We start from the raw sequence: 24,612 nt of genomic DNA on the forward strand, positions 1-24,612 counted from the left end.
GGACGGATAGAATGCGAACTCGCTGGATCGGCTCGATCCGGCGAGTTTTTTGCGCACGGAATGCAGACGGCTTGTGGCTGCGTTATTTGACAAGGGTTTGTTTTCTGTCCTGCTGGCCGCGATCCTGTGGCTGCCGTTGCCTTGGGGCAGCAACTGGGAAGGGGCCGTTTATTTTTTTTCCAGTGCCGTATTCGCTCTTGGGGCCGTCTGTTGCCTTTTGCATGCCCACGGCAGGCTCCCGCTTACGGTGCCGTTTCGAAAGGCATGGCCTGCCTTGCTGCTGATCGGCGCGAGTGTCATCTGGGCGGGTTTTCAAGGGGCTCCGTGGCTTTCCGATCTGGCGGACGAGTTGCTTCCTCGGGCGGCGCGAGTTTATTCGGATGCTCGCCGGGTCGACCCCGGCCTTTTGTCCTCGTTCAGTACCGACCCGTACTACACCCGCCTTGCGGCATTCAAGGGGGCGGCCTATCTGATCCTATTTGCGCTGATTCTGTTGCTGACCCGCAGCCAGGAAAGGGCCCGGTGGCTGGCTTATGCGATGGTGGCATGCGGGGTCTTCGAGGCCTTGTATGGCTCGGCCAAGTCGTTGACTGGTCTTGAATTCGGCTTCTTCGGCAGGGAAGTGGGCAGATCCGTCGCGATCGGCACTTTCGTCAACCGCAATCATCTTGCCGGTTTGCTGGAGATGACGCTGGCGGTGGGCGTCGGACTGCTGATTGCCGGCCGGTTCTCCTCCCCGGGCGGCAACTGGCGCGACTGGCTGCGGGGAGCGGCGACTTTCCTGCTCAGCGACAAGGCGCCGCTTCGCATCGCCGTCGTGATCATGGCCATCGGTCTGGTGCTCACCCGGTCGCGCATGGGGAACGCAGGCTTCGCGATTTCATTGAGCGTCACCGGCGCCGTTTACCTGTTGCTCGCCCGTTCGTCGAAGTTTTCCAGCGGCTTGGTGTTGGCCCTCTTGTCGAGCATCGTGCTCGTCGATCTCGTGATCGTCGGCAGTTATTTCGGGATAGAGGAAGTGGCACAGCGTTTGGAGCGAACCACGGTTGCGGAGGCGTCGAATCGGGTCGATCTGTACGACTACGCGGTGCCTTACGTACTGGATTACCTGCCGTTCGGCGCCGGCGCAGGCTCGTTCGTGGCGTCGTTTCTGCCTTATGGCGGGGCGGAGGTGGTCATTCCGTACGATCACGCCCATAATGACTATCTGGAATTTCTCGGCGAATGGGGAATCGTCGGTTGGCTGCCGATGGCGCTGGCCGTTCTGTTGAGCCTGGGGGCGGCAGGGTTCGCGCTCCGCGAACGCCACGACTCTCTGCTGCGGGCAATAGGATTTGGCTCCTTCATGGGAATCGTCGCCTTGTTGATTCACTCCTTCGTCGATTTCAATTTGCAGATTCCGGCGAATGCCGGCTTTTTTACGGTATTGCTTGCCATGGGGTGGCTTGCCCGCTATATGCCTATTCATCCTCATAAGCATGCCAGCAGGCAGTCGGAAGCGGATGGTTAGATGGTGGAATGTGAGGCCGATTTGGACGTTGGCGGTTTTTCTATGCCAGGGGTTATAACGATGCGTCGGAGTCTGCCGCAGTCGATTTCCATGGATTCCCCGGCTCTCCAGTCGTTCTTCGGTGATGCAAGGGAGGGCCGTGGTGCCAGCAAGGTGCCTTCTTCGGGGACAAAAGCGATATTGAAACGTACGGCTTTCCTTGCCTTACGCCTTTTGGCCGGGTTTTGTGTGCTATATCCTGCGTCCACCTGGTCCCAGGGCGGCAATGGGAATGGCGTCGCCAATCCTTTGGACGGTTCCAGTGGTTATTCGAATTTCAGTCCCGGCAACACCTACGATCCCTACAACCGTACGCCGCAATACTTGAAGATGGATCAGCCGTTGGGCACGGAAGGAAGGCTTGACGACGAATTCGACTTCCGTCTTCCTATCGTCGGGCGTATGCGGGTGGAGGGTTTTTACGACGACAACGTGTTGAACACCGGCATTCTCAAGAAGGGCTCGTTCGGGACGTTCATCCAGCCCTGGTTCTTCCTCCCGTTTCACCACCGTAGTCTCAATGCCGGCCTCGGCTACTCGTTTCGCGGCAACGTCTACGAAAACGTTCCGCAAAACAATTACGTCGACAACTATGTCAACGCGTTCAGCGACGTGCGCTTCGACCATAGAAACCGCCTGAGCCTCAACGGGTCTCTCAGTTACGCCCATGATCCGCTCGGTACCCAGTTCGTCCAGGGGGACGAGAGTCTGCTGCTCAAAAATCCGAATGAGTGGCAGAGCCAAAGTTTCGACGCTTTGTACCGGTACGGGGCCGAGGGGGCCAAAGGTCTCCTGGAACTCCGGTTCAACTATATGAACAGGTACTACCAGAATAATCCAGAGTTCACGCGGGGACGCGATCTCAATCAATACAACATCGGTGGTGCGTTTTATTATCGTGTGCTGCCAAAAACGTCACTCCTGTTTGAAGTCAACGAAAGCTTTTCGGATTATCTAAATCCTCTGCCCGGCGGGCTCTCGCAGACCAATAACCAGTTGCGGGTACTAGGCGGCGTGACTTGGCGCGCAACGGCAAAGACGACGGGGATTTTGAAGGCCGGAGTTCTCGTCAAGGAGTTCGACCAGACCGCCGAAGGCTCGGGAACCAACGGCCAGCCGCGGCCTACGTTCGACGCGGCTATTCTGTGGCAGCCGCGTTCCATCGATACCGTGCGGGTCGGCGCCCTGATGATAACCAACGAGTCCAACTATCTCGGGGGCGCCACCAACAACCAGACGTATACCGTCATGTGGAATCATCAGTGGCTGCCTAAGCTCAGCAGCAACATTTACGCGAATGCCATGGAGAATAGCTACACGGGATCGGACCGAACGGACAAAGGGTACATGCTGGGCGTCGGCGTTTATTACCCGCTTCAGCGCTGGTTGACGAGCGGGCTCCAATATACTTATACCGACCGTTCCTCTTCCATTGAGCAATATAGCTTTACCCGTAACCTCGTCATCCTGAACTTGCAGATGAATTTTTAGGGGGGGCTAGCGAGTGGCCTGTCTGTACCTGTTGGCCGCCTCGCTTGGTGTTATTTTCGGGCTCTAGAGGAAGGGGACTCTCGATACGCAAATCCCTTGCCGCTTTCCAACAGGGCAAGGCCGTAAAGGCAGGTATTCCCGGTTTTTGGCACGCCGTAGTGTGTGCGGAATCCACAGGCTGAGCGGCGTCGAGGCCAGAGAGTCCGCTTCGAATCCCCTCGGCCGCGCGTAGGTTTCCGCCGTTCAGCGAACGGGGAGCCTGTCCGAGATTGTTCTGCGGAGAGGTCTGGGATTGCGTTCTGTTGTAGATGGAAATTTAAATAATATTCTTGCCGAAGACGGACAGCCATGTTTCGAGTCATTTCCAGGATTGCCTTGTTGTTTATCGCTTCGTCATTCTTGAGCCTGTTGCATGCGGAGGACAAGGTGTCCGGTTACAGGCTCGGTCCGGACGACCTGATCAAGATTTCCGTTCTGAACGAGCCCAATCTCAGTATCGAAGCGAGGCTCAGCGATGCGGGTACGGTTTCCTACCCGTTCCTGGGCGAGATTCACATCAAGGGGAAGACTCCCGGTGAAGTGGAGCATCTCATCACCGATGGCCTCAGGGGCGCCTATCTGGTCGATCCGAAAGTGAACGTCAGCGTGCTGGAATACCGGAAATATTACATCGGCGGGCAGGTCAAGCAGCCCGGCGCCTATCCGTATCAGCCCGGGCTAACGGTAGGGAAGGCCGTGGCTCTGGCCGGCGGTTTCGGCGAACTGGCCTCCCGGGACATCGTGATCCTCCGCGAGGACGATCCGGCGCAGCCTCAGCTCGAGGCCGACGTTATGACGCCCGTGCATCCGGGGGACGTCATAACGGTGGAGGAAAGCTTCTTCTGATTCTCTCACCGCTTCCTACCTTCCTGTCCGGTCTGCCGCAATGAACGACAAGAACATCTATTCGCCCGTAATTCCGAGCAATATTCCTCAGGTCATCAACGTTCCGTATGAGGCGGGCGGATACGTTTCAGAGGAGGAACAGTTCGACCTCAGGCGCTACTGGGCCGTCATTCGCCGGCATCTTTGGGGCATCCTCGGCCTGGCGGTGTCGGTTTCCGTCCTGACTTTCCTGATTCTGCTCTCGAAAACGCCGATTTATCGCGCTACCGCGTCGATGATCGTCGAGCCGAAGGAGCAGAAAGTGGTTTCCGTCGAGGAACTTTACGGTGTCGATACCAAGAGCGTCGCGTATTACTACACCCAGGTCGAGGTCCTGAAATCGCGCGCCATCGCCCGCAAGGTCATCGAGGCCCTGAATCTGACCGCGCATCCGGAGTTCGTGGGCAAACCCCCGGCGCCGGATTCTGCAGAAGAGATGGGACCGGTCGGACCGGATGGTCCGCAGATTCCCAAGGACCTCGTTTCGGCCGACGCCGGTGATGCGGCGGATGGTGGTGAGGGCGGCGAGGAAGCGGCGGCGGAATCTTCGCTGTTGGACTGGCGGTCCTGGCTGCCGTTCGGGGCGTCTCAGCCTGCGGCATCGGAAGCCGTGGAGCCGGATCCGGTCGATGGCGTGGTGGACCAGTTTCTGGCGCGTCTGAGTGTCAGCGCGATCCGTAATACCCAACTGGTGCAGGTCTCGTTCGACGCGGCCAGCCCGGAACTGGCGATGCGGGCCGCCAACGCGGTCTGCGACGCCTATATCGACGCCAATCTTGATGCCCGTTCCGAAGGGACGCAACTGGCCTCGAAATGGCTGGCCACCCGTCTCGAAGGATTGCGGGAAAAGCTGGCCGACTCCGAACGCCGGTTGCAAGCCTACCTTGAAAATCAGAAGCTCGTGGACATCGGGGGCGTATCGTCATCCGGCGTGTCGTCTTCGGGCGTGTCGTCCCTGAGCGCCAGCCAGTTGAGCGACCTGAATTCCAAGTATATCGATGCCAGGAAGATCCGCCTGGAGGCCGAGACCCTGTATAGCCAGATTGCCAGCCTGGGTGGCCAGGTGCCGGACAACATCGAAAGCATGCCGGCGATCTACGGCGACGAAACGGTGCGCGATCTCAAGCAGCAGGAGCACGAGGCGCTGACGCGCGTCAACGAGTTGTCGAGCCGCTACGGTGCGCAGCATCCGGAGCGGGTAACGGCGGAGACGCATCTCGAATCGGTGAGAACCGCCTTGAAGAAGCAGGTGGCCAGCGTCGCGGGCCGGCTGAAGCAGCAGATCGCGGCCGCGTATGCCAACGAGAATGCGCTGGCCGGCCAGATCGACGGGCTCAAGAGCGAGATCCAGGGCATTTCGCGCAAGGAGAGCGTCTATCGGGAACTGCAGCGGGAGGTCCAGTCCAACCGGGATCTCTATGAAATGTTTTTCAAGCGCCTCAAGGAAACTTCCGAGGCGGGCGACCTGCAGCCGTCCAATGCCCGCATCATGGACGCCGCGATTCTGCCCAGGGCGCCGGTCCGGCCGAACAAGAGGCTGGGCGTGACCATCGCGTTCGCCCTGTCCCTGCTTGCCGGGATCGGCTTGGCCTTCCTGCTCGATTTCATGGACAAGTCGTTCCGGAGTTCGGACGAGGTGGAGCAGAAGCTGGGGCTCCCCCTGTTGGGTCTGGTGCCGCTGGTCGCCCAGAAGCAGAAGCGAGGTGCCAAGGAGGATGTTTCAAAGGTCTTCCTGGAAGATCCGCGGGGCAATTTCGCGGAATCGGTGCGCACGATTCGCACCGGCATCATGCTTTCAGCCTTGGATGATCCGCGCATGAGCATCCTGGTGACGTCCTCGGTTCCGGGGGAAGGCAAGTCGTCGATTTCGATGAGTCTGGCCTACGCGCTGGCGCAGCTCAATTCCAGGGTGCTGGTCGTGGAGGCGGACCTGAGGCGGCCCAATCTGGCCAAGCGCTGCGGCCTGTCGGCCAAGATGCCCGGCCTTTCGAACCTGGTGGTGCAGACGGCGTCTTTGGAGGAGTGCATCCACCATTACGACGCGGGCAAAATCGATCTGATGCCGGCCGGCATCATTCCGCCGAATCCGCTCGAGCTGCTGTCTTCCCACCGTTTCGCCGAAGCGATGGCCGAGCTCGAGAGCGAGTACGACGCGATCATCCTGGACGCGCCGCCGATGCAGCCGGTGAGCGATGCGCTCGCCCTGTCCCGGCTGGCCCGGTCGGTGATCTACGTGATCCAGGCGGAAAAAACGCCGGTGCACATGGCGCGTTCGGGCATCGACCGGCTGCGCAAGGTTCGTGCGCCGCTGACCGGCGTGGTCCTGAGCCAGTTGAACATGGAAAAAAGCCGGCGCGGCTACAGCAGCTATTACTACAGCGACTATTATTATGGGAGTTACAAGCAGGAAGGCGCCCAGGAATAGGGAACGGCTACCTCGGGTGTGTAGATCCTGAATTAGACTGCAGCGTTAGAGCTTTGAATTCCCATGATCGACCTTCATTGCCATCTGTTGCCTGCCATCGACGACGGTCCGGAGAGTCTGGCCCAGGCCCTGGAGCTCGCCCGGCTCGCGGCGGACAGCGGGATTCGGCGGTCGGTGGTGACGCCGCATATCCAGCCGGGCTGCTGGGACAACGACCAGGCCGGCATCGAGCGCGTCTTCCGGGCGTTTCAGGCGGAACTGGAACGCGAAGGGATTCCGCTCGAAGTCGGAATGGCGGCGGAAGTCCGTGTGTGCGCCGAGATCATGAGCCTGCTGGCGCAGGACCGGATTCCCTTCCTCGGTGAGTACCGGGGCAAGCGGGTGATGCTGCTCGAGTTCCCCCACGAGCAGATCCCCGCCGGCACCGACGCGCTGGTGCGCTGGCTGATGAAGCGCGACATCCTGCCGATGATCGCCCATCCGGAGCGGAACAAGGCGGTTCTACGTGACTTCAGCAAGATATTCCCTTACGTTGAAATGGAATGCCTGTTCCAGGTTACCGCCGGTTCGCTGGCCGGGCAGTTCGGCGAGCGCTGTGAAGAAAGGGCGCTACAGTTCCTCGAGGAAGGCTGGATCACGGTGTTGGCGTCCGATGCGCACAACGTGAAGCATCGTCCGCCCAATCTGGAGGAGGGGCGGGAGGTGGTCGAGCGTGTGGCCGGGCCGGAAGTGGCTAGGAGGCTCGTCGTCGACAACCCGAGCGAAATTCTCGGATTGCGTATTCAATAACTTCTGAATCCGAATGTCCGCCGCTTTGCGCATCCTGGTGTGCTACCTGCTGGCCGGCGGCTTGTTTTTCCTCAGCTGGACTTGCCTGAAGCGGGCCAAGGCCGGCGTTCATGAAGTCCAGGTAGGCTGGCTGTTCAAGGCCTGGACGGCGCAACCGGACAAGCCGCCGTCCGAGGCCGAGCTGAACCGCATCGAGCGCGTGCTGCGCGGCGCGGTCGCCCTGGATCCCGACAATCCCGTCCTTCACGAACAATTGTGCCAGTTGTACATGTGGCAGCTCGCGCTCGCCCGCAGCAATCCCGACGCGGAGGCCAAGCTGAGCGCCAAGGCCACCGCCGAGGCCCGCCGCGGGGTGTCGCTGCGGCCGGCCTGGCCGATGGCCTGGGCACGTTTACTCGGTTTGAAGGCGGCTTTCGACGTCCCCGACGACGAATTCAGGCTCGCTCTGAGGCGCGCCACCACCCTCGGGCCTTGGGATTTTCAAACCAGCCAGGCGGTGGCGGCTGCGGTGCTACCGATTTGGGAAGAAGTCTCGCCGGAGGATCGCGAGGTGGCGGTGAACGCGGCGATCCGAGGATTCCAGCAGAAACCGCGGGACATGCTGCCGATTGTGCAGGATTCCGGCCGGCTGGTGGAAGTCTGCGCGGCCATGGCCGGCCAGCCCGAGCTTCACCAGCAGGTATGTTCAGACGTGATCGAATAGATGGCCGGATCGGCCGGGCCGAATAATGCGCTTCAGGGCTGAAACACCCTGATCTTGCTGGGCTGGATCACCACTTCGTCGCCGTGCTTGATGGCGTGGCGTCCGAACGCTTCGCGGCTGAGTTCCGCTTCCACGGGGCCCTGGCCGTCCTTGCGCTCCAGTTCCACCCGCACCGCGTTGCCGCGCCGCCGGATGTCCCGGACGACGGCCCCGATGCCTGCGCCGTCGCCGCCGATTTCGATTTCGTGGGGACGGGCGAAGAACAAGGCCTGTTCGGCGTCGGACTCAGCGGTGCCCGGCAGGTCGATCACCGTCTCGCCGATAAGGGCGCGGCCGTCGTGCACCCGGCCGTGGAACAGGTTGACGTCGCCGATGAACTGGCACACGAAAGGCGTGGCGGGATGGTCGTAGACCTCGTCCGCCGAACCGACCTGTTCGATCTGGCCGGCGTTCAGCACGACGACCCGGTCGGCGACTTCCAGCGCTTCTTCCTGGTCATGGGTGACGAACACCGAGGTGATGTGCAACTCGTCGTGCAGCCGCCGCAGCCAGCGGCGCAGATCCTTGCGGACCTTGGCGTCCAGCGCGCCGAACGGCTCGTCGAGCAGCAGGACTTTCGGTTCCACGGCGAGGGCGCGGGCCAGTGCGATGCGCTGGCGCTGGCCGCCGGAGAGCTGGCCGGGATAGCGGTCGGCCAGCCAGTCGAGCTGGACCAGTTCCAGCAATTCATGCACCCGCCGCCGGATTTCGGCTTCCGGCGGGCGCTGGCCGCGCGGGCGCACCCGCAGGCCGAAGGCGATGTTCTCGAACACGCTCATGTGGCGGAACAGGGCGTAGTGCTGGAACACGAAGCCGACCTGGCGCTCGCGGACGTGGCGGTGCGTCGTGTCTTCCCCGTGGAACAGTATCTGCCCGCTGTCGGCGGCCTCCAGCCCGGCGATGATGCGCAGCAGCGTGGTCTTGCCGCAGCCGGAGGGGCCGAGCAGGGCCACCAGTTCGCCGGAACCGATGGTCAGGTCGATGCCCTTGAGGGCCTGGAAGCTGCCGAAGGATTTGGTGATGTTGCGGATTTCGATGCTCATGGTCGGTTCAGGCTTGAATTATTCTAGATTTCGCGGTTGGAGATATCCGGAAAGTTCGCATGCCCTCATCCCCGGCCCTTTCATGCCGGGCTATCCTGCCCGGCCCCCTTCGGGTCAATGCAAATCTGCTCCCGGCAGATTTGTCCCAGAGGGAGAAGGGAGCGAGACCCCTCTCCCTGTGGGAGAGGGGAAGGGGTGAGGGAAAACGACGGCTGGCGCGGCTTTGAGGTCATTCCTACTTTCAATCGCTTTTCTCAGATTGATCTTTTGCGGCGTCGACCTGCTGGGCCAGCCGCCACTCCAGGCCGCTCTTCAAGGCCAGGGTGACCAGGGCCAGCATCGCAAGGAGCGAGGCGACGGCGAAGGCGGCGGCGCTGTTGTATTCGTTGTAGAGGATTTCCACGTGCAGCGGGATCGTGTTGGTGGCGCCCCGGATATGGCCCGACACCACGGACACGGCCCCGAATTCGCCCATCGCCCGGGCGTTGCATAGAATCACACCGTACAGGAGGCCCCAGCGGATGTTGGGCAGGGTGATGTGGCGGAAGGTCTGCCAGCCCGAGGCGCCCAGCACCAGCGCGGCCTCCTCCTCGTCGTTGCCCTGGGCCTGCATCAGCGGAATCAGCTCACGGGCGACGAAAGGCACGGTGACGAAGATCGTGGCCAGCACGATGCCCGGTACCGCGAAGATTAATTTGATGTCGTGCTCGTGCAGCCAGGGACCCAGCCAGCCCTGCATGCCGAACAGCAGCACGTAGATCAGGCCGGACACGACAGGCGACACCGAGAATGGCAGGTCGATCAGTGTGGTGAGCAGGTTCTTGCCGGGAAATTCGAACTTGGCGATGGCCCAGGCCGCCGCCACGCCGAACACTGTGTTCAGCGGCACCGCGATCAGGGTGACCAGCAGGGTGAGCTTGATCGCGGCCAGGGCCATCGGGTCGACCAGCGCGGACACGTAGGTTTCCCAGCCCTTGGCGAAGGCCTGGACGAACACCAGCGCCAGCGGCATCAGCAGGAATAATGCGAGAAAGACCAGGGCGGCGGCGGTCAGCGACCAGCGCACCCAAGGCGCTTCGCCGCGGGCGGCGTGATGGACATGATGGATGTGCGAGGCGAAGGTGAGCGTTTGTGCGGACATGGCGATAGATTCGGTCGTTGTGCCGTTCAGATGCGGGAGCCGCGGCGGTTCTGGGTCCACCATTGCAGCAGGTTGATGGCCAGCAGCAGGGTGAACGAAACCAGCAGCATGGACACCGCCAGGGCGGTGGCGCCGGCGTAGTCGTACTGCTCCAGCTTGGTGATGATGAGCAGCGGGGTGATTTCCGACACCAGCGGAATGTTGCCGGCGATGAAGATCACCGAGCCGTATTCGCCGACGCCGCGGGCGAAGGCCAGGGCGAATCCCGTCATCAGCGCCGGTGACAGGGTCGGCAGGATCACCTTGAGGAAGGTTTGCCAGCGGGTGGCACCCAGACTGGCCGCCGCTTCCTCCAGTTCCTGTTCCAGGTCTTCCAGGATCGGCTGTACCGTCCGCACCACGAAGGGCAGGCCGATAAAGGTCAGGGCGATCGTGACGCCCAGCGGAGTGAAGGCGATCTTGAACCCCGCCTGGGCCGCGAACTGCCCGATCCAGCCCTTGCTCGAATAAAGGGTGGCAAGCGCGATGCCGGCGACGGCGGTGGGCAGGGCGAAGGGCAGGTCGACGAAGGCGTCGGCCAGCTTGCGTCCGGGGAACTCGTAGCGCACCAGCACCCAGGCTACCAGCAGGCCCATGACAGCATTGATCGCCGCGGCGGCGAGCGCGGCTCCGAAGGTCAGCTTGTAGGACGCCAGTACGCGCGGGGTGGTGACGGCTTCGAAGAAGCCGCCCCAGCCCAGGGTGGCGCTCTTGAGGAAGGTCGCAGACAGCGGGACCAGCACGATCAGGCTGAGATAGAGCAGGGTGAAGCCCAGCGCCAGCGGAAAGCCGGGCAGGACGCTATGTTGCCGGTAGGTCCTCATGTGTTCGTTCGATTCGGGAAAGCCATGATTGAGCGGGAGTTTATCCGAGCTTTTTTATATAGCTAAAGAATTAACTATGCTATTTATATTCCCGATGCGAATGAGGCAGACGAGCCGCGATCCGGCTTGACAAGCCCTGAGCGTCCTCTGTACCTTGTTTCGTAGATACCGGAGCTGACCGGACCACCGGAAGCCAGCGTGTCCCTCGCGGAGGGGCCGCTGGCTTTTTTGTTGCCCGCAATCCGGACCGGGCGGAACTTAGGGAGGTTTCCATGCCACATTGGTTCGAAGACAACTCGCAATCCATCGGACATACGCCCCTGGTGCGCCTCAACCGGGTGACCGACGGCGCGCCGGCCACGGTGCTGGCGAAGATCGAGGGGCGCAATCCCGCCTATTCGGTCAAATGCCGGATCGGGGCGGCGATGGTGAAGGACGCCGAACAGCGCGGTCTGCTGGGGCCGGGCAAGGAACTGGTCGAGCCCACCAGCGGCAACACCGGGATCGCGCTGGCCTTCGTCGCCGCCGCCCGCAACATTCCGCTGACCCTGACGATGCCGGAAACCATGAGCCTGGAGCGGCGCAAACTGCTGATCGCCTATGGCGCCAAACTGGTGCTGACGGAGGGTGCCAAGGGCATGTCCGGCGCGGTGGCGCAGGCGGAGGCCATCGCCGCCTCCGATCCCGGCCGCTATGTTCTGCTGCAGCAGTTCAGAAATCCGGCCAATCCCAAAATTCACGAGGAGACCACGGGCCCCGAGATCTGGGACGACACCGGGGGCGCGGTCGACATCTTCGTGTCAGGCGTTGGGACCGGCGGCACCATCACCGGGGTTTCTCGCTATCTCAAGCAGACCCGCGGCAAACCGGTGGTCTCGGTCGCGGTCGAGCCGGCCACCAGCCCCGTGCTGACCCAGCGCCGCGCCGGCGAACCGCTGAAGCCCGCGCCGCACAAGATCCAGGGCATCGGCGCCGGTTTCGTGCCGGAGGTGCTGGATCTGTCGCTAGTGGACGAGATCGAGCCGGTCAGCAACGAGGAAGCCATTCATTACGCCCGCCGTCTGGCGCGCGAGGAAGGCATCCTGTCGGGGATTTCCAGCGGCGCCGCGGTGGCAGCCGCCGTGCGGGTCGCCAAGCGGCCGGGCAATGAAGGCAAGACCGTCGTCGTCGTCCTGCCCGATTCCGGCGAACGCTACCTGAGCAGCGTGCTGTTCGAGGGCGTGTTCGACGCGACGGGGCTGGCCGCATGAGCGCACGGATGAAGTCCTTCGAGACGCGCCTGTCCGCCGGCCCCAACTGGGGCATCGACGCCATCGTCGCCGAATTGCGCCATCTCCGGGAGCGCTCGCTGGAGGCGCGCCAGCGCCTCGACCGTCCGCCCAAGCTGCCTTCGCGCAAGGTCTTGTCGGAGATCGTGGGCGGGTTGAGCGCGGCGCTGTTTCCCAACCGGCTGGGGGCCGTGGAGATCGCGCGGGAAGGGATCGACCACTATGTCGGCCACACCCTGGATTCCAGCCTCCGGTCGCTGCGCGAGCAGGTGAGCTGCGAACTGCTTTTCGTTTCCGGCCAGGAGTCGGGTGAGGATGCGCAGGAGCGCGCCGTGGCAATCGTCCGGGAGTTCGCCGCTCGGCTGCCGCGGATCAGGGAACTGCTGGACACGGACGTGCGTGCGGCATTCGAGGGCGATCCCGCGGCGCGCAGCGTCGACGAGGTGCTGGCCTGTTATCCCGGTGTGACCGCCGTCATCCATCACCGGCTGGCGCATGAACTGTACCGACTGGGCGTTCCGCTGATCGCCCGGATCGTCTCCGACGTCGCCCACTCGGCCACGGGCATCGACATCCATCCCGGCGCACAGATCGGCGGCAGCTTCTTCATCGACCACGGCACCGGTGTCGTCATCGGCGAAACCGCGATCATCGGTGAGCGCGTACGGCTGTACCAGGCCGTGACCCTGGGGGCCAAGCGCTTCCCGGTGGATGAAAACGGTGCCCTGATCAAGGGCAACGCCCGTCACCCCATCGTGGAGGACGAGGTGGTGATCTACGCCGGCGCCACCATCCTGGGGCGCATCACCATCGGCCGCGGGTCGGTCATCGGCGGCAACGTCTGGCTGACCCGCAGCGTGCCGCCCAAGAGCAACATCAGCCAGGCGCAGGTGCGCAACGAAACCTTCGATGCCGGCGCCGGCATCTGAAAGCAAAGGAAGGAGGTCAATCCGCCCAAACGTACAAGCGAAGCTCACCTTACGAAATCCGAAATCAAGGAGTAAACAATGGCAGAAATCGAATCGAGACAACTCGCACTGGGCGATGCGGCGGCCCGCCAACTCGCCAACGCCACCAAGACCGTTCCCCAGCTCCAGCCCATCACGCCGCGCTGGCTGGTACACCTGCTGCCTTGGGTCGGGGTCGAAGCCGGCATCTACCGGCTCAACCGGGTCAAGGACGAATCCCGGGTGCTGACCGCCTGCTCGCAGCGCGACGAGCGCGACCTGCCCGAGACCTTCGTCGACTACGACGAAAACCCGCGCGAGTATTTCCTGAGCGCGGTGTCCACCACCGTGGACGTACACACTCGGGTGTCGGACCTGTACAGCAGCCCGCACGACCAGATCCAGCAGCAGCTGCGCCTGGCCATCGAGACCATCAAGGAGCGCCAGGAAGACGAACTCATCAACAACAAGGAGTACGGCCTGCTGAACAACGTCGTGCCCGAGCAGCGCATTTCCACGCTGACGGGCGCGCCGACGCCGGACGATCTGGATGAGCTGATCACCAAGGTTTGGAAGGAGCCCGCCTTCTTTCTGGCCCACCCGCAGGCGATCGCCGCGTTCGGGCGCGAGTGCACCCGCCGCGGCGTACCGCCGCCGACCGCCAACCTGTTCGGCTCGCCGTTCCTCACCTGGCGCGGCATCCCGATCATCCCGACCAACAAGCTGAAGATTCAGGACGGAAAAACCAGCATCCTATTGCTGCGCACCGGCGAAGCCCGCCAGGGCGTGGTCGGGCTGTATCAGCCGGGGCTGCCGGGCGAGCAGGGCCTGGGGCTCTCGGTCAAATTCATGGGAATCAGCCGCAAGGCCATCGCTTCTTACCTCGTTTCGCTGTACTGCTCGCTGGCGGTGCTGACGGAAGATGCGATCGCTGTGCTCGAAGGGGTCGAGGTGGGCAAGTACCATGACTATAAGCACGAGTACAAATAGCCTGGACTCGGTACCCGGCGCCGCTTCTCCCGAATGGGAGGCCGGGGCCGGCGCTCCGCACGACGCCGGGCTGCTGCGGCAGATTGCCAACGCGCTGTTCGCGGCGGTGCCCGGCTCCCCGGCCGGCGCCTTGGAGCCGCTGCTGGCGGCTGCGCCCGCAGCGCTGCCGCAGTCGCTGCCCGGTACCCCGCTGCCGACTCCGCCCTCGGAGGCGGTGCTGCGGTCGATACCCGCCGCGCTGGCCGGCGCCGTCGGCGTCTCGCCGCGCGTGCTGCAGGAGCCGCCGGAACCCGAGTCCGCCGGATCGGCGTTCTACTTCCTGGAATCGGCCCGGCCCAGTTCGCCGCAGGTGCTGCCCAATCTGAACCTGGCGCCGCCGGGATTCGAGCCGCCTTTGGGCTTCACGGTGCCTACGGCCTGGCTGGCCGCCGATCCGCGCTCGGCTCCGGGACGCAGCGCGCCGCCGGGGCTGAGGCTGGGTTCGACCGCGCCGGTTACGCCCGGCGTCGAGGTCGGTGCGCTGCCGTTTGCGGGGGCGGTTCCGCCGGCCTCGGCCTTCGGCGCCAACCGGGACCTGACGCCGCTGCCGGTTTCGTCGGAACTGGACGGCCTGAGCGGGATTCCGCTCAGCCAACCCCTGGCGCCGGCGGTTCCCGGCAGCGTTCCCGCGCCCGCGGCGCAGCCGCCCTATCCGGCGGGATCGCCGGTGACGGCGGGCGGCGAGGGGAGTGAGGCCGGCTGGTATTTCCTCGGCGAAACCTTGGCGCTGGGTGGCGGAAGCGGCTTCCCCGAGGCCGAACTGGACGAAGGCGTCCCGGCGCTGGTGGCGGGCGAGACTTCCGCGCATCCGGGATTCGACGTCTACGCGGTGCGGCGCGACTTCCCGATCCTGCAGGAAAAGGTGCACGGCCATCCGCTGGTCTGGCTGGACAACGGCGCAACGACCCAGAAGCCTCAGGCGGTGATCGACCGGCTGGTGTATTTCTACCAGCACGAGAACTCCAACATCCACCGGGCCGCGCACGAACTGGCGGCGCGGGCCACCGACGCCTACGAAGGGGCCCGGGACAAGGTGGCGCGTTTTCTCCACGCTTCGAGCAAGGACGAGATCGTCTTCACCCGCGGCACGACCGAAGCCATCAACCTGGTGGCCAAGTCCTGGGGTCAGCGCTACATCGGCAAGGGCGACGAAATCGTCATCACCTGGCTGGAGCACCACGCCAACATCGTGCCCTGGCAGCAGCTTTGCGCCGAAACCGGGGCGCGGCTGAAAGTGGCGCCGGTGGACGACCGTGGCCAGATCCTGCTGGACGAGTACGAAAAGCTGTTCACGTCCCGCACCAGGCTGGCGGCCTTCACCCAGGTCTCCAACGCGCTGGGTACGGTAACGCCGGCCCGCGAGATGATCGAGATCGCCCACCGCCACGGCGCCCGCGTGCTGCTGGACGGCGCCCAGGGCATCGCCCACATGCCGGTGGACGTGCAGGCGCTGGACGTCGACTGGTACGTGTTTTCGGGCCACAAGATATTCAGTCCGACCGGCATCGGCGCGCTCTACGGCAAGCTCGATCTGCTCAACGCCACGCCACCTTGGCAGGGCGGCGGCAACATGATCCAGGACGTGACCCACGAGCGCACGATCTACCACGCGGCGCCCCATCGCTTCGAAGCCGGCACCGGCAACATCGCCGACGCCGTCGGTTTGGGGGCGGCGCTGGATTACGTGGAACGCTTGGGCCGGGAAAACCTGGAGCGGCATGAGCAGGAGATACTCGCCTATGCCACGGAAGGGCTATCGACCGTGCCGGGCTTGCGCATCATCGGCACGGCGGCGGAAAAGGCCGGGGTGATCTCCTTCGTGCTGCCCGGATTCCGCACCGAGGATGTGGGCAAGGCGCTCAACCGCCAGGGCATCGCGGTACGCGCCGGCCATCACTGCGCGCAGCCGATCCTGCGGCGGTTCGGCCTGGAAACCACGGTGCGGCCGTCGTTCGCGCTGTACAACACCCGCGAGGATGTCGACGCGCTGGTCGCCGCCGTGCGGCGCATCCAGGCGGGGAGTGTGGAGTTGGGCCGTTGAGGGGGATATCCTGGATCGGTGATGAGATAATCAGAGTCTGCTAATATTTAACCTTATGTCATTCGATCGACGCCGGCTGTTCCGCAGCCGGCGTCGTTTTCGCACTCTGAGCGAGCGATCCATGAATCCTGCCTTCCCACCCCAAACCATCGCTATTGTCGGCGCCGGCTTCAGCGGCACCCTGGTGGCGGCGCACCTGTTGTCCAGGGCGAAGGCGCCGCTGACGATCCATCTGATCGAGCGGGAGCGCAGCCGCTTCGCCCGCGGCGTCGCCTACAGCACCACCGAGGACTGCCACCTCCTCAACGTGCCCGCCGGGAACATGAGCGCCATTCCCGACGACCGCGAGCATTTCCTGCGCTGGGCACAGGCCCGGGCGGCTGAATTGCTCAACTGCGCCTGCGTCAGCGAAGTGACGGCCGCAGCCTATCTGCCGCGGCGGGCCTACGGCGATTACATCGCCGAGGTGCTGGACGAAGCAGAGCGCGGTGCGGCGCCCGGCGTAGGCCTTGAGCGCCGGATCGACGAGGTTGCTTCCTTGAAGGTCGAGGGCGAGGCCGTCGACCTCCGGCTGGCCTCCGGCGCGCAGCTCCGGGCCGACCGCGTCGTGCTGGCGCTGGGGAATTTCCGCCCCGGCGACCCGTCCGGCGCCGAAGCCGCGTTTTACCGCAGCGCCCGCTACCACGGCGACCCTTGGGCGCCCGATGTATTGGAAAGGCTCCTCCCCACCGAGTCCTGCCTCCTGGTGGGCAGCGGCCTCACCATGGTCGACTGGGCCATCACCTTGAACCAGGCCGGCTACCGCGGCGCCATCCATGTCGTTTCGAGACGCGGTCTGTGGCCTCAGCCCCATAAGCCGGGTCCGCCGGCGGCGTTCGGCGTTGAGCCCTCCGGTGCCGGCGGGGCCGTCCGCAAAGGCCTGCACAGTATCCGGGCTTTCATCCGCGACACCGGCGCCGACTGGCGTCCCGCGATCGACGCGCTGCGGCCGGCGACCCAGACGCTATGGAAGAGTCTCGGACTCTCGGAGCAGCGCCGCTTCCTGCGCCATCTGCGCACGTTGTGGGATTGCCACCGCCATCGGCTGGCGCCCGGCATCGCCGCGCGGCTGGCCGCGATGCTGGATTCCGGGCAACTGGTCCGCCATGTGGGACGCATCCGCGGCTTTCGCGATCTTGGCAGCCAGGTCGAAGTCGCCATCCGGCCGCGGGGAAGTGATCGGAACTATGAGTTCCGTGTCGATGCGGTGGTGAACTGTTCCGGTTCGGAGAGCGATTACCGCAGGCTCGACAGTCCCCTGGTCAAGGATCTGCTGGAAAAGCGGCTGATCCGGCCGGACCCGCTGGCGCTGGGGTTGGATGTCGCCGACAGCGGTGCCTTGGTCGACGCGGAAGGCGCCGCGTCCGGGTTCCTGTTCACCCTCGGACCGCCGCAGAAGGGGCGGTTGTGGGAAACCACGGCAGTGCCGGAAATACGGGGGCAGGCGGCCAGGCTGGCGGTGGAACTGCTGGGAGCTTAGCGCCTCAGACCGGTAGCATCAGGTCGCCGTATTTTGCCACGGTCGCATCGCAGGTCATCAGCCTGAGCGGTTCCGTGATCGCCTGAGCGATCAGAATGCGGTCGAAGGGATCGGCGTGGATATGGGGCAGCGTCCCGGTAGCGGCGGCATGATCGGCGGTAATCGGGAGCAGGACGTAGCCGGCCTCCTTGAAATAGCGGGCGGCTTCGGTGCCGGAAACCGGCATATTGCCGCGGTTGAGCGAATGCTTGATGGTAATTTCCCAAACCGACGCGGCGCTTACGAAAATCTCCGATGCCGGTGCAAGGATCAGTTCGCGTGCCCGGGCAGGTAGTCTTGGACTGTCCGTGATCGCCCACAGGGCGATGTGCGTGTCGAGCAGCAGCCTCAATTTGCGACCATGCCGAAGAGTTTCGCGATCATGGCGTTATCCGCATCGATGTCGTCCGGCACGACGAAGGCGCCTTTGGCGACGCCGATGCGCTTGTCCGTCGCAGGCGCCTTGCCGATGCGCACCAGCCTGGCAGCGGGCTTGCCGTTGCGGGCGATGACGATTTCCTGTTCCTGGCCGGATTCCACCTGTTCCACCAACTTCGACAGATGGGTTTTGGCTTCCAGCATGTTGACGGTGCTCATAGGACTTCCTTCGAAAGGTTTCTGGTCAATCTTAGCTAAGATCGGCAGGGACGGACAAGCATGTATCCTGTCCCGGTTCAGCTAGCCGGAGTTCGTTTGCTCATTCGCGCCGTCCTTCTCATTCGCCTCCATCTGCGCCAAGCCCTGGGCCGCTCCTCGCTGGATGGAATGCTGCTCTGGGCTACCCTGGTCGGAGTAGTCGGCGGCGCATCGTCAGCGCTGTTCCGGGAGGCGGCGATCGGGCTGGAATGGCTCCTGACCGGACGTACGGCCGATCTGGTCAGCGTCGCGACGAGCCTCCCAGTCGACAAACGCGTATGGATTCCGGCGATTGGAGGCCTCGTCGCCGGCACGGTGCTCGCCCTGGGCGCCCGGCTGTTCCGGCGCGGACGCGCGGTGGACTATCTGGAGGCGATCAACGTCGGCGACGGGCACATCCCGCTCGGTCCGACCCTGGCGCGGCTGGGTTCCTCGCTGTGCTCGATCGGCTCCGGCTCCTCGATCGGTCGGGAGGGCGGCATGGTGCAGTTTTCGGCGCTGCTGGCCTCGTCCATCGGCGGGGCGTTCCGGCTGAGCCGGCCGCGCCTGCGCCTCCTGGTCGCCTGCGGCGGCGCGGCAGGCATCGCTTCGGCCTACAACACGCCGCTGGCCGGTGCGTTGTTCATCGCCGAGATCGTGCTTCAATCGCTGTCCATCGAGATTCTGGGGCCGCTGGTGGTCGCCTCGGTGCTGGCGACGCTCACCATCCGCCAGTGGATCGGCCTGCGTCCCATCTTCGAAGCGCCGGATTTCGGGCCGTTGCCCAGCCAGGGGATTCTGCCGGTGCTCGGCCTGGGACTTCTCGCCGGTCTGCTCGCGCCCCTGTTCCTGGTTCTGCTGGAGCGTTCCCGGCGGCTGTTCCGGCGGTCCAGGCTGCCTTTGCCTCTGAGCCTGGGCCTGGGGGGCCTGCTCGTGGGGCTGGTGTCCGTTGCCGAGCCCGGCGTCTGGGGCAACGGCCACGCGGTGGTCGACGCCTTGCTGAACGACACGCCGGAACGCCATGCCGTGATGAGCCTGCTGCTCTTGAAGATTCTGGCTACCGCGGCGGCGGTCGGTTCCGGCGCGGTCGGCGGCGTCTTCACCCCGACCCTTTTCATTGGCGCGGGCATCGGCTGGCTGTTCGGCGACGCGATGCACGCCTGGCTGCCGGAGGCGGGCGCGGCAGCCGTGACCTATGCCGTTCTGGGCATGGGCGCCTTCCTCGCCGGCACCACCCATGCCCCGGTCATGGCGATCCTGATGGTGTTCGAGATGACGCAGGACGCCGATCTGCTGTTTCCCCTGATCGTCGCGTCGATTTCCGCCCGCTACCTCTCCGCCGCGGTCCGGCCGAAGACGGTGTACGCGGATGCGCTGGGGCAGGAGAGCCCCGCCTACCCGTGGTCGTTGCGGGTCGCCGCCCTGCAATTGCCGGCGGGCCGCAGCGTGACCGCCGATGCGCCCATGGCAGCGGTCTGCCGGCTGTTCAGCCGCCATTCGATGCAGCATCTGTGGGTCGTGGATGCAGGCGGCGTTTATAGGGGCGCGATCGCCTTGCAGGCGGCGGCAAGCCTTGCCCCGAGGGAAGTCGAGCGGGGCGCAACCTACCCTGGGGCGGCGTACCCGAAGTTCGCGGGTGAATGCCTCGATGAGACGCTGCCCCAGCTTTCGCCGGATTCGCCCCTGGCTGAAGCCCTGGCCTCGTTCGAGCGAACCGGCGCGGACAGGCTGCCGGTCGTCGACGCCGGCGGTCTGCTGGCCGGAGAAATCGCCAGGGTCGACGTGCTCCTGAGTTTCAAGCAGCTTTGAGTGCCAGTTGGGAACTTCGTATCCGGCTGGCAGGACGGACGAAGTTCCCGTGGGAGTGGGCTTCAGCCCACGATCACTCGCTGCCTCAAACCCACGCCCGCAAAAGGGATTTCGATAACGCATGGATGTCGCGGATGCGTTGCGCCAAGGTATTGCCATTTCCATCGAATTCCCTCTGCGGGGCGATCCAGTATCCCGTTCCAAGTTTTCTGCGCGATATCACGCGCAATTCCGTAAAAATACGCAAGTTTCCGGTTTCCTCGATTGTAATATCGATGCCGGTATGAGGCCGGATTTGTTGGCATGATTGCTGCCATTCTTTGAGTTGGGCTGTCTGCCATCCCGGCGGCGCGCGACAACGATAAGAATCGGAGGAACCATGGCCACCACCCGTACCGCGGCGGCGCGTCTGCTGTCTGTCAGCCTGTCGTTGATACTTCTCGCGGCTTTCCTCCCGGAAGCGGCTCTCGCCGCCGCCAAGCTCAAGATCGCCAAGGCCACCTGGTCGGACACGACCGGCATGCTGGTAGTGAAAGGCAGCGCCAAGAACGCCAGCGGTTCCATCGAAATCTACGACCTCTCAGGCCGCCTACTGGGCTCGAGCCAAGGTCCCGCCTTCGTGCTGAAGCTCGATCGCGGCAGCCTCGCCGCCGTGCCCTGCGGCGTCCGGGTCCAGGCCGGCGACACCGAAGCCGTCAAGGCCGTCAAAGGCAGCCCCGCCGACTGCAAGAAAGCCCCGGCCTGCCAGATACTCACGCCGACCCAGGAAATCCACGTCAGCGCCAACACCGACGTCAGCTTCGCCGGCAGCGCCAGCCTCAACGACCCCGAAGCCCAGCCCCTCAAGCTCGAATGGGACTTCGCCGGCGGCAGCATGGGCGAGCCGATGCCCAACACCCATCCCACCGCCTACAAGCGCCCCGACGGCCAAAATACGACCGTCCAGTTCGTGCGCGACAACGCCAGCTACAAAGTGCGCTTCACCGCCTGGGACAAGAAGAACCGCTACTGCGAAGACAGCGTGATGGTGCACGTCGGCAACCCGCCGACCAACCTGCCCGACGTTTCGGCGATGGTGAAGCAGGCTCAGGACAGCGCGCCCAAGCCCGGCAGCCAGTTGGCCGGCAACAAGGGCGAGGTGGTGGTATTGCCGTTTCCGTACGTTACTTTTCAGAATGCCACCGATGCTCGCTTCACTCCCGATCTGCATTCGGCTGCGCCTTTAGGTCCGTTTACCAGCCTCAATGCGGTGGTGTACCGCAAGGACCGCTTGCCGCCGCAATTGACGGGTCAGGAGGTGCAACTGCGCTATTCGGCGTCCGTTAACTCTGATGACCCCGTCGGTGCCGGTTCGGTCAACGCCACCAGCCAGAACTGGCCGCTCAATTCCGATATCGGCAAGTCCGCTCCCTTGGTGGGAGCGTCCATAGCGAAGACGGATCAATGGGAAATCCTTGTGCGCCCCCCATCGGATGTCTTGCACCCGGTGTACACGAGTAAGAATTGGTTTGCGCGACTCACGGGACCCGAATCGGTCATCGGGCCGGACGAGGGTGCCGTTGTCGGCAAGCCATTTTATGGGGCGGCAGCCAACTACTTTTGGGGAGGCACGGCGCCAACGCCCTTCGCGGACGATCACGGGCGGTACATGCCTGGACGGGATCAGCCGTACGCCGCCAATGCCCCGCAGGATTTCTCGACTTATCTTGAAAGCCAACGCTTCCATACCGCCCGCAACATCCCCGTTGCCGATATCGATGACGCCGGGCGGGTGAATCCGTTTCCCTTGATGCGGGCAGAAGCCGTAGACAAAAGCAGCGGCCAGCCTTTGGCTGCCGCAGATGCTGTGGTTGCCGTCGGCAAGGACTTCCACTGCCGGGAATGCCATGCCAAAGGCAAGATCGCGGCCAACGATCAGTTGGATTGGTCGCGATATCAGCAGGCGTTTCACTCTTCATGGGAGTATTCCTATTGCGGGACTTCCTCGTGCGAAACCTTCGCGCCGCCTGTCTTCTACGAAGCGGTCGACCGTAACGGCCAGCCCAGCCAGGACCTGTACGACCAGGAATACGCCGCCATCAAGAACGCCTCCGCCCTGCATGACTGGTATGACGACTTGTATCTGGTCAGTTTGTTCAATGGGCCTCAATTCAGCGGCGCCTACATAGGCGATGCACCGTCGAGTTGTAACAATTGCCATCAAAGTCTGTTGCAGGCCGAGGTGGCGGCCCAGGACGTGAACAACGGCTTCGGGCAACGCTATGGCGAAGAGGATTTCTGGCCCCGCTATTCGCCGACCATGCACAACTTCCACGCACTGCTGCAGCTCGATCCCTCGGACCCTGACAAGATCCTGCGCGGCGCCGATGGAAGGCCATTGCGTTGGGATCCCAGCAAGGGTTCCAATCCCAATACCCTGTTCCCGACGGTGGACGCCCAAGGCAACGCCCTGCCGCAGGAGCAGAGCTGTCTGCACTGCCATGCCGGACATCGGGATCAACTTTACCGTGACCGTATGTATACGGCCGGCGTGACCTGCTACGACTGCCATGGCGACATGTTGGCGGTGGGCCAGGCCTACGATAAGCCTAAAGCCGGACCGGAAGGCTTCACCACCCGGATGGAGTGGTATGAGCAGCCGGACTGCGGCTCCTGCCACACCGGCGATGCCAATCGCGGGAAAGACGGGGCGAACGGATTCTTCAGTGCGGGTGTGATGAAGCGGGCCTTCGACAATGGGGACCGTGCTGCGATCTCCCGTGTGCCCTCATCCCAGCGGTTTGCGGTTCAGCAGGGGAAGGCGACCGACGTTTACTATACGAACTGGCTCGATACCGCCAATACTCACGGTAAGCGCAGCAGCGTCCTCAGCCTGTCCGCGCCGCTTTACCGCAACAGTAAGGACACCCATGGCGACGTCGCCTGCGCCGCCTGCCATGGCGCCGCCCACGAAGTCTGGCCCAACCGCGATCCCAAGGCCAACGACAACGTGACCGCGATGCAGTTGCAGGGCCATACCGGTACCGTCCTGGAATGCAACGTCTGCCATACGGCGGATTCGTTCGCCAAGCTGGAAGACCTCGACGGCGGCCAGTACAGCGGCGACGCCAAGCCGGGCATCCTGGGCGGTCCGCACAACACTCACCCGGTTGACGATCCCTACTGGTGGAAGGAAGCGCCGGGCGACACCGCCAACGCCGACGGCACCACCTACGGTGGCTTGCACAACAACTACGCCAAGCTGTCCGGTGCGAACGGCGAAGACCAGTGCGCCGCCTGCCACGGCAACGACCACAAAGGGACGCGTCTGTCCAAGACGCCGGTGGACCGGGTGTTCGACTTCCGGGGCTTCAACGCCAAGAAGCTGAAGAAGGCCGGTTTCAAGGCTAAAGTCATCAAAGTGCCCGCCGGAACCGAGATCGGTTGCGATACCTGCCACAACATCGAGACCTCCTGCATCGGCGCGCCGGCCGGCAGCCAGTGCGGGGTGGCTTCGGCTACGGTTCCCGGTTCGGCAAACCATGATCCGGTCATCACCTCGGACCCGGGCCTGACCACTGCCGTCATGGGCCAGCCGTACAGCTATCAAGTCGCCGCGAACGACCCCGATGGCGACCCGCTGAGCTACAGCCTGGGACTCAAGCCAGGTTCCATGACCATCAGTGAACAGGGGCTCGTGACCACCGACTGGCCGGTGGAGACGTTCGGCGGCCATCGCCAGCCTCCTTTTACCTTCCCCTACACGGTGACGGTCAAGGACGGCAAAGGCGGCTACGCCACTCAAACCGTGACCATGACACTACGGTGCCCAGATGGCCAGCACTGGGAGTTTGGAACTGCAGGAGGCGGATCGGGCGAGCATGATCATGGCCCGACGACCAGAGGATCCTGCGTGGCCGACACGGGGGTCACCATTACTTCCCAGCCGCCGATGGGGGTGACGGAAGGCGCGGTTTATAACTATCAAGTCAGCGCCACCAGCAATAAGGGCTTGCCGCTGACTTACAGCCTGGTCAGTCCGTTCAAGGGGCCCGCGGGTATGAGCATCGACCCGAATACGGGCTTGCTGACCTGGCAAGCCGGTACCTATAGAACACCGACGGCGGCTCGTTCGTACTCGTTTACGGTGAGGGCTGACGACGGCCAGGGCGGTAGTGCGACCCAGACCGTCGTCGGACGGGTCTGCAGACTGCCGAAAACTTGGCACAGCGACCACGGCATGTGCATGTAAACGGAGACAGGCAACCCTCTCATGGGGCGCTTCGGCGCCCCTTTTTTTGGCTCCGAGTTTTTATCTTAAATGGCGTGCCAGTTGTGAATGGAGCGGTTCAGCATCATCGTGTCCCACGCAAACAGCAGCTCCAGAATCAGCAAACTA

19 protein-coding genes are annotated in these 24,612 nt (G+C 63.7%); 13 read left to right on the plus strand and 6 right to left on the minus strand.

Annotated elements, in window-relative coordinates:
• The first annotated feature begins 73 nt into the window (after nucleotides 1-73).
• The 6 genes from OOT43_RS18945 to OOT43_RS18970 all read left to right on the plus strand — a co-directional run bounded on the left by OOT43_RS18945 (nucleotide 74) and on the right by OOT43_RS18970 (nucleotide 7,881).
• Complete coding sequence (locus OOT43_RS18945; RefSeq protein WP_266022239.1) at nucleotides 74-1,510, plus strand: O-antigen ligase family protein; 1,437 nt, start codon at nucleotides 74-76, stop codon at nucleotides 1,508-1,510.
• A gap of 60 nt (nucleotides 1,511-1,570) precedes the next feature.
• Complete coding sequence (locus OOT43_RS18950) at nucleotides 1,571-3,040, plus strand: outer membrane beta-barrel protein (RefSeq protein WP_266022240.1); 1,470 nt, start codon at nucleotides 1,571-1,573, stop codon at nucleotides 3,038-3,040.
• Nucleotides 3,041-3,388: 348 nt separating this feature from the next.
• The gene (locus OOT43_RS18955) at nucleotides 3,389-3,925 is read left to right on the plus strand and encodes a polysaccharide biosynthesis/export family protein (protein WP_266022241.1); all 537 of its coding nucleotides are present in this window, start codon (nucleotides 3,389-3,391) and stop codon (nucleotides 3,923-3,925) included.
• Between the two features lie 40 nt (nucleotides 3,926-3,965).
• Nucleotides 3,966-6,389: a GumC family protein gene (locus tag OOT43_RS18960; RefSeq protein WP_266022242.1), complete on the plus strand. Its 2,424-nt coding sequence runs from the start codon at nucleotides 3,966-3,968 to the stop codon at nucleotides 6,387-6,389.
• Between the two features lie 63 nt (nucleotides 6,390-6,452).
• Nucleotides 6,453-7,178, plus strand: a complete 726-nt coding sequence (locus OOT43_RS18965) for a tyrosine-protein phosphatase (RefSeq protein ID WP_266022243.1) — start codon at nucleotides 6,453-6,455, stop codon at nucleotides 7,176-7,178.
• 13 nt (nucleotides 7,179-7,191) lie between these two features.
• Entirely contained in the window at nucleotides 7,192-7,881 is a 690-nt protein-coding gene (locus OOT43_RS18970) for a hypothetical protein (protein WP_266022244.1), read from the plus strand.
• Between the two features lie 32 nt (nucleotides 7,882-7,913).
• On the opposite strand, the gene OOT43_RS18975 is transcribed toward OOT43_RS18970, so the two are convergent.
• The 3 genes from OOT43_RS18975 to cysT form a co-directional block, all read right to left on the minus strand.
• Nucleotides 7,914-8,963, minus strand: a complete 1,050-nt coding sequence (locus OOT43_RS18975) for a sulfate/molybdate ABC transporter ATP-binding protein (RefSeq protein WP_266022245.1) — start codon at nucleotides 8,961-8,963, stop codon at nucleotides 7,914-7,916.
• Nucleotides 8,964-9,204: 241 nt separating this feature from the next.
• The gene (gene cysW, locus OOT43_RS18980) at nucleotides 9,205-10,104 is read right to left on the minus strand and encodes a sulfate ABC transporter permease subunit CysW (RefSeq protein WP_266022246.1); all 900 of its coding nucleotides are present in this window, start codon (nucleotides 10,102-10,104) and stop codon (nucleotides 9,205-9,207) included.
• A gap of 26 nt (nucleotides 10,105-10,130) precedes the next feature.
• A complete protein-coding gene (cysT, locus tag OOT43_RS18985; RefSeq protein ID WP_266022247.1) occupies nucleotides 10,131-10,967 on the minus strand; it encodes a sulfate ABC transporter permease subunit CysT in 837 nt (278 codons plus the stop codon).
• 272 nt (nucleotides 10,968-11,239) lie between these two features.
• Between cysT and cysK the strand changes: the two genes are divergently transcribed.
• From cysK to OOT43_RS19010, 5 genes are all read left to right on the plus strand, one after another.
• Nucleotides 11,240-12,217, plus strand: a complete 978-nt coding sequence (gene cysK, locus OOT43_RS18990) for a cysteine synthase A (RefSeq protein WP_266022248.1) — start codon at nucleotides 11,240-11,242, stop codon at nucleotides 12,215-12,217.
• An 8-nt stretch (nucleotides 12,218-12,225) separates the two neighbouring features.
• Nucleotides 12,226-13,164, plus strand: a complete 939-nt coding sequence (epsC, locus tag OOT43_RS18995) for a serine O-acetyltransferase EpsC (RefSeq protein ID WP_266022249.1) — start codon at nucleotides 12,226-12,228, stop codon at nucleotides 13,162-13,164.
• 78 nt (nucleotides 13,165-13,242) lie between these two features.
• Nucleotides 13,243-14,172, plus strand: a complete 930-nt coding sequence (locus tag OOT43_RS19000; RefSeq protein WP_266022250.1) for a family 2A encapsulin nanocompartment shell protein — start codon at nucleotides 13,243-13,245, stop codon at nucleotides 14,170-14,172.
• Complete coding sequence (locus OOT43_RS19005; protein ID WP_317134021.1) at nucleotides 14,147-16,252, plus strand: family 2A encapsulin nanocompartment cargo protein cysteine desulfurase; 2,106 nt, start codon at nucleotides 14,147-14,149, stop codon at nucleotides 16,250-16,252. Before OOT43_RS19000 ends, OOT43_RS19005 begins: the two co-directional genes overlap by 26 nt.
• A gap of 121 nt (nucleotides 16,253-16,373) precedes the next feature.
• A complete protein-coding gene (locus tag OOT43_RS19010) occupies nucleotides 16,374-17,771 on the plus strand; it encodes an FAD/NAD(P)-binding protein (RefSeq protein ID WP_266022251.1) in 1,398 nt (465 codons plus the stop codon).
• A 4-nt stretch (nucleotides 17,772-17,775) separates the two neighbouring features.
• Here OOT43_RS19010 and OOT43_RS19015 read toward each other — a convergent pair whose 3' ends face one another.
• Both OOT43_RS19015 and OOT43_RS19020 read right to left on the minus strand, forming a co-directional pair.
• A complete protein-coding gene (locus tag OOT43_RS19015; protein ID WP_266022252.1) occupies nucleotides 17,776-18,162 on the minus strand; it encodes a type II toxin-antitoxin system VapC family toxin in 387 nt (128 codons plus the stop codon).
• Nucleotides 18,159-18,407, minus strand: coding sequence for a type II toxin-antitoxin system Phd/YefM family antitoxin (locus OOT43_RS19020; RefSeq protein WP_266022253.1), 249 nt, complete (start codon nucleotides 18,405-18,407; stop codon nucleotides 18,159-18,161). Before OOT43_RS19020 ends, OOT43_RS19015 begins: the two co-directional genes overlap by 4 nt.
• 96 nt (nucleotides 18,408-18,503) lie before the next feature.
• Between OOT43_RS19020 and OOT43_RS19025 the strand changes: the two genes are divergently transcribed.
• Nucleotides 18,504-20,234, plus strand: a complete 1,731-nt coding sequence (locus OOT43_RS19025) for a ClcB-like voltage-gated chloride channel protein (protein ID WP_266022254.1) — start codon at nucleotides 18,504-18,506, stop codon at nucleotides 20,232-20,234.
• An 85-nt stretch (nucleotides 20,235-20,319) separates the two neighbouring features.
• On the opposite strand, the gene OOT43_RS19030 is transcribed toward OOT43_RS19025, so the two are convergent.
• A complete protein-coding gene (locus tag OOT43_RS19030; RefSeq protein WP_266022255.1) occupies nucleotides 20,320-20,481 on the minus strand; it encodes a hypothetical protein in 162 nt (53 codons plus the stop codon).
• 132 nt (nucleotides 20,482-20,613) lie between these two features.
• On the opposite strand from OOT43_RS19030, the gene OOT43_RS19035 reads away from it, so the two are divergent.
• Nucleotides 20,614-24,465, plus strand: coding sequence for an Ig domain-containing protein (locus OOT43_RS19035; protein WP_266022256.1), 3,852 nt, complete (start codon nucleotides 20,614-20,616; stop codon nucleotides 24,463-24,465).
• Nucleotides 24,466-24,612 lie beyond the last annotated feature (147 nt).

The organism is Methylococcus mesophilus (genome assembly GCF_026247885.1).
In the GTDB taxonomy this organism is placed as follows: Bacteria; Pseudomonadota; Gammaproteobacteria; order Methylococcales; family Methylococcaceae; genus Methylococcus; species Methylococcus mesophilus.

What these genes read in the sequence shown, in the direction of transcription:
- OOT43_RS18950 (WP_266022240.1), top strand. Translation starts at nt 1,571, where the DNA reads ATGCGTCGGAGTCTGCCGCAGTCGATTTCCATGGATTCCCCGGCTCTC.
- OOT43_RS18955 (WP_266022241.1), top strand. Translation starts at nt 3,389, where the DNA reads ATGTTTCGAGTCATTTCCAGGATTGCCTTGTTGTTTATCGCTTCGTCA.
- OOT43_RS18960 (WP_266022242.1), top strand. Translation starts at nt 3,966, where the DNA reads ATGAACGACAAGAACATCTATTCGCCCGTAATTCCGAGCAATATTCCT.
- OOT43_RS18965 (WP_266022243.1), top strand. Translation starts at nt 6,453, where the DNA reads ATGATCGACCTTCATTGCCATCTGTTGCCTGCCATCGACGACGGTCCG.
- OOT43_RS18970 (WP_266022244.1), top strand. Translation starts at nt 7,192, where the DNA reads ATGTCCGCCGCTTTGCGCATCCTGGTGTGCTACCTGCTGGCCGGCGGC.
- OOT43_RS18975 (WP_266022245.1), bottom strand. Translation starts at nt 8,963, where the DNA reads ATGAGCATCGAAATCCGCAACATCACCAAATCCTTCGGCAGCTTCCAG.
- cysW (WP_266022246.1), bottom strand. Translation starts at nt 10,104, where the DNA reads ATGTCCGCACAAACGCTCACCTTCGCCTCGCACATCCATCATGTCCAT.
- cysT (WP_266022247.1), bottom strand. Translation starts at nt 10,967, where the DNA reads ATGAGGACCTACCGGCAACATAGCGTCCTGCCCGGCTTTCCGCTGGCG.
- cysK (WP_266022248.1), top strand. Translation starts at nt 11,240, where the DNA reads ATGCCACATTGGTTCGAAGACAACTCGCAATCCATCGGACATACGCCC.
- epsC (WP_266022249.1), top strand. Translation starts at nt 12,226, where the DNA reads ATGAAGTCCTTCGAGACGCGCCTGTCCGCCGGCCCCAACTGGGGCATC.
- OOT43_RS19000 (WP_266022250.1), top strand. Translation starts at nt 13,243, where the DNA reads ATGGCAGAAATCGAATCGAGACAACTCGCACTGGGCGATGCGGCGGCC.
- OOT43_RS19005 (WP_317134021.1), top strand. Translation starts at nt 14,147, where the DNA reads ATGACTATAAGCACGAGTACAAATAGCCTGGACTCGGTACCCGGCGCC.
- OOT43_RS19010 (WP_266022251.1), top strand. Translation starts at nt 16,374, where the DNA reads ATGAATCCTGCCTTCCCACCCCAAACCATCGCTATTGTCGGCGCCGGC.
- OOT43_RS19020 (WP_266022253.1), bottom strand. Translation starts at nt 18,407, where the DNA reads ATGAGCACCGTCAACATGCTGGAAGCCAAAACCCATCTGTCGAAGTTG.
- OOT43_RS19035 (WP_266022256.1), top strand. Translation starts at nt 20,614, where the DNA reads ATGGCCACCACCCGTACCGCGGCGGCGCGTCTGCTGTCTGTCAGCCTG.